The sequence below is a fragment of the Desulfobulbus sp. genome, from assembly GCF_030824455.1.
Lineage (GTDB): Bacteria > Desulfobacterota > Desulfobulbia > Desulfobulbales > Desulfobulbaceae > Desulfobulbus.
The window spans coordinates 124,367-139,065 of sequence record NZ_JAVBXR010000124.1; the positions used below are offsets into that span (position 1 = coordinate 124,367).

General features: G+C 46.4%; 13 protein-coding genes. 1 reads left to right on the plus strand and 12 read right to left on the minus strand.

What is annotated here, in order from left to right:
- Positions 1-16: 16 nt before the first annotated feature.
- The 11 genes from RCH93_RS17445 to RCH93_RS17495 form a co-directional block, all read right to left on the minus strand.
- On the minus strand, positions 17-1,180 hold the full coding sequence (locus RCH93_RS17445; RefSeq protein WP_306549713.1) for an O-antigen ligase: 1,164 nt from the start codon (positions 1,178-1,180) through the stop codon (positions 17-19).
- A 180-nt stretch (positions 1,181-1,360) separates the two neighbouring features.
- Positions 1,361-2,473, minus strand: a complete 1,113-nt coding sequence (locus RCH93_RS17450) for a hypothetical protein (protein WP_306549714.1) — start codon at positions 2,471-2,473, stop codon at positions 1,361-1,363.
- Positions 2,460-3,056, minus strand: a complete 597-nt coding sequence (locus RCH93_RS17455) for an acyltransferase (protein ID WP_306549715.1) — start codon at positions 3,054-3,056, stop codon at positions 2,460-2,462. Before RCH93_RS17455 ends, RCH93_RS17450 begins: the two co-directional genes overlap by 14 nt.
- Entirely contained in the window at positions 3,053-4,180 is a 1,128-nt protein-coding gene (locus tag RCH93_RS17460; RefSeq protein WP_306549716.1) for a glycosyltransferase, read from the minus strand. Before RCH93_RS17460 ends, RCH93_RS17455 begins: the two co-directional genes overlap by 4 nt.
- A gap of 180 nt (positions 4,181-4,360) precedes the next feature.
- Positions 4,361-5,617 carry a glycosyltransferase gene (locus RCH93_RS17465; RefSeq protein ID WP_306549717.1) on the minus strand — a complete coding sequence of 419 codons (1,257 nt, stop codon included), beginning with the start codon at positions 5,615-5,617 and terminating at the stop codon, positions 4,361-4,363.
- 261 nt (positions 5,618-5,878) lie between these two features.
- The gene (locus RCH93_RS17470; RefSeq protein ID WP_306549718.1) at positions 5,879-6,910 is read right to left on the minus strand and encodes a glycosyltransferase family 2 protein; all 1,032 of its coding nucleotides are present in this window, start codon (positions 6,908-6,910) and stop codon (positions 5,879-5,881) included.
- Complete coding sequence (locus RCH93_RS17475; RefSeq protein ID WP_306549719.1) at positions 6,907-8,028, minus strand: glycosyltransferase family 4 protein; 1,122 nt, start codon at positions 8,026-8,028, stop codon at positions 6,907-6,909. Before RCH93_RS17475 ends, RCH93_RS17470 begins: the two co-directional genes overlap by 4 nt.
- Entirely contained in the window at positions 8,025-9,260 is a 1,236-nt protein-coding gene (locus RCH93_RS17480) for a glycosyltransferase family 4 protein (RefSeq protein WP_306549720.1), read from the minus strand. Before RCH93_RS17480 ends, RCH93_RS17475 begins: the two co-directional genes overlap by 4 nt.
- 15 nt (positions 9,261-9,275) lie before the next feature.
- Positions 9,276-10,127: an XrtA system polysaccharide deacetylase gene (locus tag RCH93_RS17485; RefSeq protein ID WP_306549721.1), complete on the minus strand. Its 852-nt coding sequence runs from the start codon at positions 10,125-10,127 to the stop codon at positions 9,276-9,278.
- Between the two features lie 108 nt (positions 10,128-10,235).
- Positions 10,236-11,081 carry an exosortase A gene (gene xrtA / locus RCH93_RS17490; RefSeq protein WP_306549722.1) on the minus strand — a complete coding sequence of 282 codons (846 nt, stop codon included), beginning with the start codon at positions 11,079-11,081 and terminating at the stop codon, positions 10,236-10,238.
- A gap of 4 nt (positions 11,082-11,085) precedes the next feature.
- A complete protein-coding gene (locus RCH93_RS17495) occupies positions 11,086-11,703 on the minus strand; it encodes an exosortase C-terminal domain/associated protein EpsI (protein WP_306549723.1) in 618 nt (205 codons plus the stop codon).
- A gap of 260 nt (positions 11,704-11,963) precedes the next feature.
- Between RCH93_RS17495 and RCH93_RS17500 the strand changes: the two genes are divergently transcribed.
- Positions 11,964-13,700 (plus strand): TIGR03013 family XrtA/PEP-CTERM system glycosyltransferase, encoded by a 1,737-nt coding sequence (locus RCH93_RS17500; protein ID WP_306549724.1) that lies wholly within the window; start codon positions 11,964-11,966, stop codon positions 13,698-13,700.
- A gap of 125 nt (positions 13,701-13,825) precedes the next feature.
- Here the strand turns inward: RCH93_RS17500 and RCH93_RS17505 are convergent.
- Positions 13,826-14,699: hypothetical protein (locus RCH93_RS17505; RefSeq protein ID WP_306549725.1), on the minus strand; the 874-nt coding region annotated here is incomplete at its 5' end.

Sequence of the window (14,699 nt, forward strand, 5' to 3'; positions counted from 1 at the left end):
AACCAAAATTCTCATCTCAATGGACTTGTGTCGACAAAGGAATTGCTCTAGGCTTGCACACAATTTTCACTTCAGCAATACAGACCAAACTGCCAGACCACGCCGCCAACCATAACCACAACGTACGATAAAAATTATGCCCAGCTAACCCCAGAAGCAGCAACAGTAACAAACTCGCCATAATAGCCCTTGCCAGTGAACAAAGAAATAATCCTTCTTCTCGAGAATAAGCGCCCAGTATTCTTAGAGCCCTCCTACTATTTTTCCAGGTAGCAAAGATCAGCCCGACAAAAAGAAGGGCGCCAGGGAGGCCAAATTCAGCAAGCACCTGACCATACAAGTTGTGAGATTGGTGGGGTGAAGGAACAGTTCCGACAACAGCATCAACATTATGGGCCATTCGGTACCCTATAAAGTTTTTCCCACCAGGCCCGACACCAGTAAAGGGTTTCTGTTTGAACATTTCCCAACTGACCTGCCAGCCAAATAATCTCCCCTTAGCCGAATCGGAAGCAACTTTGGGGCCGGCGTCTGTATCCCAAATGGTTCTGATTCGTTCTCGCTTATCTACAGGCATGACAGTCCAGACGGCACCCAGCGAAAATAACACGAGTAAGATCAACCATTTCTTTTTACTGCCCTTCTGCGAACCACCCCAAAGCAGAACAAGAAAAACAAAAGCGATAGATGCAGAGCGCGAACCAGTCAAAATGACGCAGAGGATAGCTAGGGCAAAATAACTAAAGTATAACTTTCGCATGAAGGATTTCGCTTCGGAACACAGCAGCACGTAGACAAAGGGCAGCGAAAGCACGACACTGGCACCAAAGGCGTTGGGATCGTTATGAGTTTCGTCTACCCCTATCATCCTGGCGATACCCTGACGATATTCATGCCGTCCGTTATGATACTCCCAGAGTGAGTGCAGCATGTAGAACATCATCGAAAAGACAAAAGCTTTTATGAGCAGTTGCAGCGAAAACTCGTCATCAGCTACAGCAAGCATTAACAAATAAACCAAAACAGTCTTTGCGTATTCGTAATTTTGATCCAAAGTGAATTCACTGTTAAATGAAAATGGAATCAATAAAAAATGCAAACACAAAAGCGAATACACCCACTTATTCGTTGAAGAAGTTACAATTAAAAGCTTGCCGGACAACAATGAAACCAAAATCATTACTGTAGCAAATATTCGTTCTATTGGAACTCCCTCTAAATACCTAATCGATTCCCAGGGCCTTTCTGTGAGAAGGAATATGTACAAACAGACCATGACTAATGCGGAGGGGACAGTACCCCTAATTTTATCTTGAAGCATATAAAATAAAAACTATTTCACTCAAATTTTTAATTACAATTAATCAATTAAAGCAGAAACAGGCTTATTAATCTTATAATTTAGATACGAATTGGGATCGCCACCCATACCGTCCTCAGCAGCTGAAACTATATTATAAGCCTCTCTGGCTGTCACATAATGCAATTTATATTTATTATTTTTATATTTCATCTCCAAATAAGAAAAAATATCATCAACAACAGTATTAAAAAATATTTTCTTGCTTTGAACACCATGAGTAAATGTTTTAACAAAAACCCATTCAGGGCGTCCAGATACGTGAACATTAGCTTTTATCAAACTATCAATATCACCATGGCCTGGAAATGGATCAATTTCAATAGCACCATAATCCTTAATCGTTATCGGACCTTCAAATACCATAAGGTCTTTATCATTATGAACTCCAACCCTTGCCTCAATACCCGTATCATACGATTTGCTTTGATCGTCGTCACTTGCATAATAAATACTATTAACTTTACGCGGTTGAGCAATATTACCAAAAGCCGGAAAAGTGAAATCGCCATAACACCCAAGTGATTTCAAAATTTCCAACTCACGCGTCACACCACAAAATTCTCGCCCCCCAGAATTGTCTAACGACCAATCACCATGAATGAAAGCAAACGACTTCTTGCCTTGAGCATCAATCATGGCCCCGTATTGGTTGAACCAGGCAACGCCTTCTGCCAACTTTGCCGGGAATTCCGCATTGTTGCCGTTGCCATGGTGCCAATGAAACTCTATCTCTCCGTATCCGTCCCGAACCGCACGGGCCAGCTCCGGCATAACCAGTTCGTTTTTTTGCTCATAGGCATAGAACCAAGAATGTTGCGGCACCCTGCCGTAGCTATCTTTATGGCGACTCGCAAGCTCTTTATAACGATCAAGCCATTCTTGATTTATTTTGGCCCCCTTTTCACCACGACCTGGTTCATAATGATCAACCATCAGGAAAATAATGTGGATTAAGTTTGGCTCAGGATCCGCTCTCCGCAACTGCCCTGCAATATAATCTGGAAGCCAAATGTACATTTTCCACCGTACGATCTTGTACGTCACAAGAGAACAAACACAAAAAACGAGAAAAATGACCGCGAAACTAAATATTTTTTTAAAATTTTTCATTATTATTCAGTGGATCCGTAATCTTATTCAGAACTTTTGCAGGATTTCCCGCTACAACTTCAAATCCGTCTGTTGGATAAACCACCACACTGCCAGCTGCGACAACTGTCTGCTCACCGATATCCGCCATAACAACAGCATTATTGCCAATCCAGCAGTTATCACCAATAGCGATCACCTTGAAAAAACCTGGTTGCTCCTGGATCGGCCTACCAATTTCACCGTAACCGTGTTGTTTTTTTCCACTCAAGATGGAAACATGGCTAGCTATAGTCGCATGATTACCAATTCTTGCCATACCAATAATATTATAGGATCCGATGTAATAGCCCACACCTAGTTCCGCTTCAGGATGCGCAAAAAAAGAGCCAAAGCCAATATAACCATACCGAGAGCATTGTTTCAGCGTCATGCAGTAATAGCCAACCCGCAGATAACTACCTATTTTTCCAGGAGCCAATGCCAGCAACTGCGCTTGGCCCGCAAAGAGTGCGCGTGAACGGGTAAGCCTGTACAAAAAAAACAGCGGTGACGTAAGGGCGAGGCAACCGATGAAAAGCATGAGCTTTGCGACACGCATCATGCGATCTCCTTGTAAAGTTGCTGATAACGAACAACAATCCCCTCGTGAGAATAAAGCGCTACCGCTTTTTCTCTGCCTCGCCGCCCCATATCCGCAAACAAGTCCTTTTCGATAATCAAGGAGATCCGTTCCGCCATCGCGCAATAATCACCGGGCTCAACGACAAATCCATTAAGCCCATCGTCAACAGCTTCTCTAGCGCCACCCACATCAGTACAAACGACCGCCAGCCCTGCTGCCATATACTCCAAGATGGCGTTTGAGAAGCTCTCCGAGCCGGAAGAAAGCACCCCAATATCCAGACAGCTCAGAATTTCAGGAACATCCAAGCGTTTCCCTAAAAAATGTATTGAAGACTGAAGACCTAAATACCTGCAAAGGTCCTCAAGCATATTTCTTTCCGGCCCGTCCCCGATAACGACGAAACGCGCCTGCGGATTTTTCCCCACCACCTTCCTTGCGGCTTCAATGAAAACGCCAACCTCCTTAACGGGCCGCAAATTGGCCACAATGCCAACGAGAACAGCATTGTCGTTAAATCCAAACTGTCTTCTGAAGGCCTGTCGCTGCATCGCCGAGAAGTTCTGGAAATTCGCAACTTCAAGCCCATTAGGAATGACGACTATACGCTGCGGAACAATGCCTTCCGTTTTCCCCGCCCAACTTTTTGTATTTTCACAGTTGGCCACAAACAACGTCGTGAATCGATTTAGGATTTGCTGCACTACAAGTTCAAAACTGTTGACCCAATAGCCCTGATTTCTCCTGGTCCCAACCCTTGCCTTTACGCCCGCCAGCCTTGCAGCAAGGATACCGACAATACTGCCGTCTCGAAAATGGGCTTGAACAATGTTCACTCCCTCGGCACGGAGAAACGCACTGAACCTAAAGATAGCCCACCAAGCTGATATTCGCCCGAATGACGTGAAGCCAATTTTATATAAACAACAATCAGCCAATTCATTTTCCACCCAACTCGATGACCTTAACACACAGAGATACGGCTTGAAGCAGGTCCGATCCAACTTATTGATCAGTAATAGAAGTTGCTTTTCCGTACCAGCAGTCGGGGATTCAATAGCGTCAATGACAAAACAAATTTTTATCCGTGAATCGCTATCCATAAAATGCTCATCGACTTCCCCTTGGGAAGACCTCCATATCTGTTTTGATATAAAACCCATCTACACCGGCCCAAATTTGGTTCTTCCTTGCGAAGGGTTCAATGAATTCACAATAGCAATTATCACAGATTGCAAATGAAAAATCGGTTAAATTTCCACGAACGACTGAATAATAATTTTTCAATTAATTTTTATATCAATATTGAACCGTCTTTTTATTGATTGACACTCATCTTCATCATGATGAGTCTTATCATAAAAATAAAAATTGAAATTCTCACAATAAAAAGGAGTAACATCATGCGTCCATTGATTTCCCACCAAAAGACTGTTTTCCCTAAGGAGCAAATTGAGTTTTTTACTGTTAATCCTTGCAGATATATTCGACTTTGCCCATTTTTGGGTATCAAATTTACCGTAATTTTCGAGTAAATATCTAATTTTTCCAGACAACTTCTCTTTTTCACCAACCAAAAGACCGGTTTTTAAGTTTACAAAATCTTTCGAACCTATGATTGCATTTTCATACATGATGACAGGCGCCCCTGCGAACATAGATTCAACCACTGCAATATAGGACCCTTCCTTATGGCTAAGAGCACAAAACATCTTAGAACGACCCAACAAATCTCTAATTTCTTCATTAGAAGGATTCTCGATAATACATATTCTATCTGCAACGCCAAAATTCTTGGCCTCTAAAATTAAAGACTCCCTATTTCTGTCACCTAGAGGCCTCCCGGCAATGACCACCTTTAGGTTTTCGCTTAACTCAGCGAGCGCCTCGAATAACAGCCAATGCCTTTTATACTTACTGAAATTAGCAAGCATGATTATGTCGATATCCTTATTCCCTTGAGAATCCGTATATTTATCGCCATCAACCCAGCTCGAAGCCTGAAAGGGCAAAGGCAGACACAACGGCCCTACGGTTTCACACAATTTCATGTCTCTTGCAGAAGAAGGCATAATCCAAAATGGCTCTTTAACTCTGCTGAGAAATGTATAGAACGCAGTACTATAAAAAGGTTGCCAGCTTGGAAGAAAAATAACCTGATACTCCTTTTCAAAATCATTCAATTTTGACAAGTTGGCTAATTTTTCCAGTTGATTTTCAAATGAAACAAGAACAATCCCCTTCTCTTTTTCAGATATATATTTTTTCAGAACAATAGACCGTATCAAGGTTTGCTCTGTTTCATTTTCAATGGAAGCTCGAACTGATTTTTTTGATAATTCTACGACTCTCTTCAATATGACGGGAGCCTTTTTAGCATTGAAATTGAACCGCAAATACGAGTCATAAATCTTTATCTTAAAAAAAATAATTGGAATTATTCCTACAAAATTAACTATAAAACTTGTCAACAAAGCCAAATAACGTTGATTAGTCAGTATGTGGTTTTCAATTTTCAATTTAATTCTCATTAAATTCATTTAATCCACCTCTATGAAATCAACCGAAATTAAAAAATGCGCGTAAAACCGACAATGTAGCAACATGTGCATTGCTTAATAGTAATCTGCCTAAAGCAGTGACGGACAGGAGATAACTTGGAGGGAAGTTGAGACTGGAGATAAAAATGACGAGTATAATTCATGGCCACAATATCAAGATACCGCGCATCATTATACGTTCACCATCCTTCCGGTTGGCTAGCAGCAACATGGAATGCATGCAGGCTTTATTCTTATGAGTTAGTTTCGCAACATTCTGCCTACAAAGGTTAGATATAATTGACTCAAAAATCCCCACCCAAGACCAAAGTGAACCGCTATAAAAACACCTGGAAGATAACCCGAATACTCAAACCCGTTATGAATGCCAACCCGAAGAGATTCAAGGGTAATGGCAATGAGATATAGAATATAGAGAAAACCGAGCGCCCATATAGCCGCATAACCAAACCAACCAGTAACGACGGCAAGCATCAACAGCAACAGACCAATCACAAAACCGGGAGGGATAAGTTGATTGATCGTCAGCGCTTCTTTGTGTTTTTTTATAAAATGGAACCGTCCCTTCCCATAACGAACCATCTGGCGGAAGAGCCCGCGCATATTCTCACGAGGATAATATTGAATCGTGAGACTCGGACTCGTGTAGCAGGTTAACCCGGCCTGCTCGACACGGTAGTTGAATTCGACATCCTCACAGGCATCGAACTGCTCATCCACATAACCCACTTTTTCGAAGACATGCCGGGCATAGGCCGCGCCATTGCTGACAGGACTAGCAAACCCCTCATATTCTCCATAAATCAAGGAATCGCCCCCATGCCCCAATCGGGAGCCTCGCGCCAAGGCAACCGCCTTCTGGAAGAAGGTGAGTTCTGGTGGATTGAGCGGCTGGGGACGCCCCAGGCAGTCGGCGCCGCTTGTGGTGAAACATTCGACCACATGGGCCAGCAGTTTGTTATTCGGGATAAAGCAGTGTCCATCCACAACAAGGAAGTAATCCCCCTGCCCTCGTTTGAATCCGATGTTGCGACCCGAGCTCGATTTACGTTTGGGGTTGTCGAGCAGATGAAGATGAGGGTGCTCCTGCGCCAGACTTTCAACGATCTGCCTGGTGCCGTCAAAGGACATGCCGTCAACGACCAAGATTTCAAACTGGCTTGCCGGACACTCCTGAGTCAGCAGTTGTTGCAATGTCTGCCCGATAAAACGGGCCTCATTGTATACAGGCATAACAATGGTGACAAAGGGCAGCCGCTGAGGGTCAATCATGGTTGCCCCTGGACCAGCATCTGGCGGTAAAGGTTTTCAAGCTTACGCGCCTGTTCAGTGAAACCATATTTGGTTTCAATCACCCGATATGCCGCACGGGCGAGATGGCTTGTCGACTCATGGTTGGTGACACAGTGTTCAATAGCCTGAACAAGTTGAGGAATATTACCGGGGTCAACCAGAAGACCACTTTCACCATCTGATACAATTTCCGGAATCCCGCCTACACGTGTCGCCACGATAGGCACATGGCAGGAGGCTGCTTCGAGTAGAACGTTCGGCAAGCCTTCGGTTAACGACGGCAACACAAACAAATCAAAAATAGGCATTAAGGAATCAAGGTCGGTCCTGTGTCCTAAAAAATGCACATTCCGACACCCTGCGTCAGCCGCTTTTCGCTCAAGCGATTCCCGCAGCGGCCCATCACCACAAAGCACCAGGTGGATATGACCGTACTGTTGACAAAGCTGAGAAAAAGCTGCGATCAAATCTGCCTGTGCCTTTTCCGGGCTCAATCGGCCGGCTGACGCAATCAGAAAATCCTCTTCGACAAAACCGAGCTTTTTCCGAATTGGAGTCTTTTTTTCGATAAAGGGTAAGAATTTATCGATTTGCACCGCATTGAGCACCACCTGAATTCGTTCAGGCTTGATGCCATGTCGTTTGAGCGCTTCAGCGTAGCCTTGCGAGACGGCTATGATCGTATCCGCACAGTTATATAGTTTTCGTTCAATGTATTCGAAGACGCGTATCTTCAAATTTTCTGAAGTGTGACCACGAGAAAAAGCGATTATTGGCATAGGCTCGCTTCTCTTGGCGAGAAGACTCAAGGCCAGAGGCTTATAGCCGTGACAGCAAATGATCGCAGGCCGCTTTTCAAGGATGCAGGCTCGCAATTGCTGCACAGAAGACCATTGGTAGGAATGGGTGGTTTTGATGGTGGCGACAGCCACTCCTTGGCCGATGCAAACTTTCTGGAACTCATTATCCGTGCCGCCTTCCTGAAAAGTTACAACGAGATGATCGAATTCCTTCGAAGCCTGAATGTGGCCTATGATTTGTCTCTCAGGACCACCAAAAAAATTACTGGCACGGACATGGAAAATTAAAGGCTTCATGCTTTCCGTTGGGCCTCTTCCGCCGCTTGCAGCCAATTCGCTTCAAGCCGGTCGGCCAGCACATGCCATTGGTACTGCGCTTCCACCAAGATCCGTCCTTGCCTACCGAGATCATTCGCCTTTTTGACATCATCCAAAACAGCGCCCACCGCAATGGCAAAAGCCTCTGGAGTGTCTGCGATAAGTATATCTTTGCCCGGGGTGACATCAAGTCCTTCAGCGCCGATGGTGGTTGAGACTACCGGCATCTGCATGGAAAGAGCCTCAAGAATCTTGAGCCGGGAGCCCCCACCCACCCGAAGAGGCACAATATATACAGCGGCTTGTTCCATGAAAGGACGCACATCTTCAACCGTCCCGGTCAGGGCAACATCGGACATTCCGGCCACCTTAGCCTGCAATGCCGGCATAGGGTTACGCCCAACAATGATCAGCCGGCTTTGGGGATACTTTTTTTTAACCAGAGGGAACACTTGAGCTAAAAAGAAAAGAAGCCCGTCCACATTGGGCCGCCAATCCAGCGACCCAGTGAACACCAATGTTTGGTTCAGTTGAGCGGGTTGGCGACAAGAAGCCTCCCTGCTAAAATAATCAACATCCACACCATTAGCGACCACATCCACCTGACTTTTCGGCACCATTCGAGTGATGATTTTTGCATCCTGCTCCGAGACGGCGACACATCGGGTAAATTTCGGAAAAAATTGATGCTCGAAAGCTTTCATTTTCTGCCATTGCAGATAGATATACGCCTTTTTGAAAATGTTTTGCTCTATCTGGAAATTTCTATGCCAGATCATGGCTTCAATATTATGCGCGTCAACAATGGTTGGCATTGTTCCCAACCACTGCCGCAAATTGATAGCATACGGCGTCCATTCACAATGAATAAGATCAAATCGATTACGCTCTAACAAATTTGCGATACGCAGGACAAGCAAAGGAGAATGATGGCTGCTTACCGTATAAGGATAGCGAGAAAAAAGATTGGCAAGCAGAGCCAAGTAAAATTCCACTCCTTGTTTTTTTCTTATCGGATCAGGAACCACCTCTACGTGGATACCCGCCTCTTCTAATCCCAGAGAACTGTTATCCTCAAGATGCTCATGCTGCCGGCAAATAAGCGTGATTTCATGACGCTCCGCTAACGGTTTCAGCAAATTGAAGGTCCGCAGCCTCTTCCCCGAATTGAGTGGAAAGGGGATCTCTTCATCAACTACTAAAATACGCATTTGAGGCCTAAATCCTTAGCACTTTTCAATTGATGAAGCCGGCGGTGCTGGCACAGGCAAAGGTGAAAATGAAAAGTCTTTCAACAGCTTTTCAAAACGGGCGCGGGTTTGCTTCAACTGATTATAATGTCGAAATTTTGAAAAAATTTTTGCGCGGTGAAATCTCGGCTGGTCAGGATCTATCTCCCAAGGGTGAAGGTAAAAAACAAAAGGTTGTTTCTCTTTGCGATTAATTGCTTGCAAAGCAAATCGGGTAAACCAGTAAGGAAATAGGCGAAAATATCCCCCCCCCGAAACCGGCACATTTCGTCCGCAAATAAGTGAGGTCGAAATAGGGTATTCGCGCAAGCCGTTGGCGTGTAGATAGGCAAATCTCGGCGCATCCGGAATACCGTAAGTGTCGTGGTAAACAGGAAAAACAGATGAGTCGTAGACAAAACCAAGATCTTTAAGAATATCGAGCGCCCAGAGAGAATTAGCGGTTATCGAATAGCTAGGGGCACGGTAACCGAGAACAGGTTCTCCTAAGATATCTTCAAGGACCGTTTTAGCCTTCAACGTGTCGGCGCGGAACTCTTCCCGCCCGAGGTCGTACACTTTACGATGCCAGTAACTGTGGCAACCGATAACGTGACCCTGATTATGGATTTCTTTAACAAGAGACGGAAATTTATCGGCAATCCAGCCTACAATGAAAAAAGTAGCCTTAACGGAATTTTCGGAGAGTACCGTGAGAATTATATCAGTATTGCGCACCACCCGTTGTTCCATTCCGCCCCAATCTTTAGGATGAACAATATCCTCAAAGGCGGAAACCTGGAAATAGTCTTCCACATCAATGGTGAGGTAGTTGCAGATTGGGTCCATAAAGGAACTGTATACAAAAAAGAAAAAGGTTCAGCAGTTAGACCCTTGCGGCTCACAGCAGATCGCTTTAGCTAAGATCGCAAAGACCACAAATTATGAATGGATCGTTTAACGCTGGCTTTGAAGAAATTTATTCACCAAAACCAGCAGCATCAAACCAAACACAAAGGTAAAAAGCCCTGAGAATTCATGGAGAAAGCCCTGCGCTACTTTCTCCCCGTAAACGCTGGCGAGGCCTGCTGTTCCGGTGAGCCGAACGATATTGGCAAAGATGGCGATAGGGGCCGCGGCCAAGAAAAGGACCCATTTCTTCCAGGCTGTAGCGTCACTGAACCAGGCAAGGGCTGCGCTGAGGGCAAACATAGTGGTCAAGGAACGCAACCCGGAGCAGGCGTCAACAACTTCTAAAGTGGTTTGAGCCAGATGTAAAACATTGCCTTCGCGAAATATGGGGATGCCAATTAACCGGACGACCACCTCGGTAACGGCGCTGGAGAAAAGCTGCATAGGAAAGGCTATCTTGTTCCATATAATGGCGGGAAGAGGCACCATGAACAGGAGGTAGGCTATTGGCAACAGCAGTTTGCGCGTCATCGCTTTGCCCAAAAGGAAAATGACCATCCCCAGCAACACAAGGATAAGCGAGGTTCTTTGCAAAAAATATTCCGATCCAACCCGCGCTATATATAATTGCCCCACCCCCGCTAGCAGCAGGAATAGCCCCCAGTTAGCTGGTCTCAGGGAAATGTTCCGCAATTCATCTTTCATGGCAAACACCATGTATCCGCTGATCAGAGGGATAAAAAAACCATGGGAATAGTTGTCGTTGGTGGACCAATCATGGGCCATAGCAACTAAAACCGGGTAGTACAACCCGAGTAACGCCGCCAAAAGGACGAGAAGGCATGCAAGGTTGACAGGAAAGAGACGAGGCGAAGCCAATGAAGGTTGCATGGGTTTATTTTCCAGGGAGGAAATTGTCCAATTCAGAGATAGCCAGACCTGCAAATTGCTGCAGGGTCTTCTCCGCTTGCTGGATGTCGCCGCCGGGTGCGGGGGCTATGAGGCGGACAAAGGCGCCGTCGCGCCGTTTCATGAGAATCGCATCCCGCACCAGATAAATTTTTTCCCAATATTCCGAATAAATGATCCGACCTCGGTTCTGATACCAGTAGAACACCACTTGGTATTCGTTGCGATTGCGAATAATCATCTCGCTCACGGTGACAGAGACCCGTCCCTTGGGTTGAATCTCCACGGTTGTCACCGCGTCAATGCCCCAACCGCCGCCGGGAATGCAGTTCTTCGGTGAATGATAGCCGCCGCCAGTGCCCACCGACTCGTAGAAGGCCGTATAAAAATTAACAGCCCGCCCGGTTGAATCCGCATAATTGTATTCGATGTAATCGTCCACGCCGAGCATCTTGACCACCGCTTCCGTGGACTCGCGACTGGAAAGCGCTTTCCAATCCGCCAGCATCGTGGGGAATTTGCCGAGCGTTTGCTTGATCGGCGTCCTGAGTGTTCCTGAGACGCCCTGCAGGAGAACAAATGTACTTCCGAGCAGGAAGAGCACCAAAAGCACTCGATAAGGCGAAATCGTTTTGCTTGTGGCACACGTAGTATGGTCCATGCATCTCCCATCCATCAAATTATAAACTTCCGGTCAGTTCTAGAGACGATTACATGCAGCGTGATCGTGCCGCAAACGAACATGAGGACTGCGACACTTCATGTTACATGCCGCGATGGGACGGGTCAAAATAAATAATTGCCAGCGTGTTTTTCCGGCTCCTCAACATTTCGAGTGGAATTTGCCAGGAAATGGCTGGCTGCATGGGCAGAGATTATGATGCCGCTCAATGCGCAATATCTCAGCGGCGCTATCTATCTCTCTGTTCTTACAATGCGCAGAGGGCCGCCTCCTGGGGAATTGGTCCTTTCGCTATACTTGCAGCCACTTTGACACAACAAGCTGTTTTATTGTTATTTTTACCGTTCCGTGTAGGTTTGATCCCTCGGAAAATCAAATCCAAACAAAACGACGAGGAGCCGCTTTTCCCCTGCCTCATCACTTGGAAAAATCTAGACGTCAAAGACTCCGCCGAACCAACCTTGACTTCAAGAAACAGCCTGTGTTTAATACTACATTGTCACCCCATCCCCTTCACGTTTATCCCAACAAAAACTATGCCGACATTTTTCAATAAATATTATCCTGTTCGTAAAATTCTGTTTTTTTTGGGCGAGGGCCTGCTCATTTTTATCAGCGTGCTCGGAATTCTCGTTCTTTTTTCCAGCTGGAAAATTTTCCTCATAGATCCGTCTGAATACACACTCAGGGCTATCACGGTCACCCTGGTTTTTCAACTCTCCCTCTATTTTTACGATCTCTACGACCTGCGCAAACCGGGGACCACAGCTGACACCTTTATCCGAATGATGCAAGCCTTTGGCGTTGGATGCATCCTCCTGGCACTCATCTACACGCTGTTCCCCTCTATCATCATTTCGACTTCCATTTTCTGGAGTTGCTACCTTATCATTTGCGCAAGCCTGCTTATTTGGCGCTCACTCTACTATCTTGTTTTGGAGCGAAAACTCTTTGCCAAGGAAATCATTCTTGTTGGAACCGGCGAGACTGCGGCAAAAATAGCCATGGAAATTAAAAACAACAGAGAATCTGGGTTCGTCATCGGAGCATTGATTGGAACAACCGCCCCCATCTTTGACCACGGCGACATTCCAGTGGCGGCAAGCCTGGCTGATCTTCACGGCAACCCGCGATTGTCTGGGATCGAGAGGATCGTTGTCGCCTTGGATGACCGAAGGGGGACCATGCCCATTGCCGATTTGCTCACCAGCAAACTGCGCGGTCGGATCATTGAAGACGGCATCTCTTTTTATGAGGCCATCACCGGGAAAATTCTGGTGGAAAAGGTCAATCCTGCGTGGCTGATTTTCTCGGAGGGATTTGATTGCGGCCGCATGACCTATCTGGTCAAACGGATACTCGATCTTGCCTTGGCATTTATAGGCCTCAGCCTCAGTTTACCGGTGACGTTGATTACAGCGATCCTCATCAAGCTTGAATCGCCCGGTCCGGTTTTCTACCGGCAGGAACGTGTGGGAGAGCGAGGCGATGTCTTTTCCATCATTAAATTTCGCAGCATGCGACAGGACGCGGAAAAAGACGGGGCCGTTTGGGCCTGTCAAAACGATAACCGGGCGACCCGGATAGGCGGATTCATCAGGAAAGTGCGCATTGATGAAATCCCCCAGATTTGGAACGTCATTCGCGGGCAGATGAGTTTTGTCGGCCCGCGCCCGGAGCGGCCTATTTTTGTGGATCAGTTGGTGCAGAAGCTGCCTTATTACTCGCTCCGGCACTCAGCGAAACCGGGAATCACGGGATGGGCCCAGGTGTGCTATCCGTATGGCGCCTCGGAAGAAGACGCCCTTCGCAAGCTGGAATACGATCTGTATTACATCAAGCACCAGTCGTTTTTCATCGACCTGCTGATTATTTTCCGAACCGTCAAGACAGTGCTGTTTCAGAAAGGTTCGCGATAACGATTGGGTGGCGTGGGGGAAAGTTTTCTATTTTTGTCATTCCGAACACGAGGTGAGGACTCTCAAAATTTCTACAGCACGGTTGGAACGAGAAAGAAAACAGGTGCTCTGAGGGTAAGCCAAAATTACCAGCGCCAGAGTTCTTTTGAGGCGCTCAAGGTGAACAACACGCGATGGTCAGTGTACTGATCGCTGTCCAATTGACCGTCGGACACATAATATACATATTTTACGCCAGCCGTGTACCAGCGAGCGAAGTCGTATTTCAACCCAAGACCAGCTTGATAGATGTCTTTGTCGTAAGTAACGTCGCCTGTAGTGCTTTCCGTCAGAACGCCGGTGACGGCGTCACGATAGTCGCCCTGGGGGTCAATCTGTGATTCTCGAGTATACCGCCCAAAAAGATTCAACCCGAGCGCTTCGGTGTACTGGTAGGCTAGATTGGCGCTGGCGTTGTAGGTGTCGGTCAGGCCAGACTCATCGGTGCCGCTGAAGTTCTGAGTTTCATACCGTTTATCCAACTGCAGCGAGTAGGAGAGGTGCTCATACTGCTTCATGAAGGTAAGATAGGCATTATACCCCCACGATCCGTCCAACCCCTGGGTTTTCACATAGGAGGGGCCGGCGCCCACCGTCACACGCGTCTGCTGATCAAAGGCATGATCCCAACCGGCAGACCATTCATGCGCCTGGGTGTCCCGACGGGTGTCGCCGTCATACTGCGTTTCCGAAAGAGAATATTTCACCGGGAAAAAATCTCTTTGGCTGAGAATATAATCAACGCCAACATTCCCGCCGTATTCATCCAAATCCGGCGTGCTGCCGGCTGCAGATGAACCAGAAACGGTTTCTTCGTCGTCGTATAGACCTCGGGTGTAATTCAAACCAAGGCTGGACCGCCAGTTTGCATTGAATCCATGGGAGAGATTGGTAAAAAAGGCGTGCTTGTCGTACTCGTCATACGTGTCGCCGCCTTCATCCCCCCCCCCTTCGTTGCGA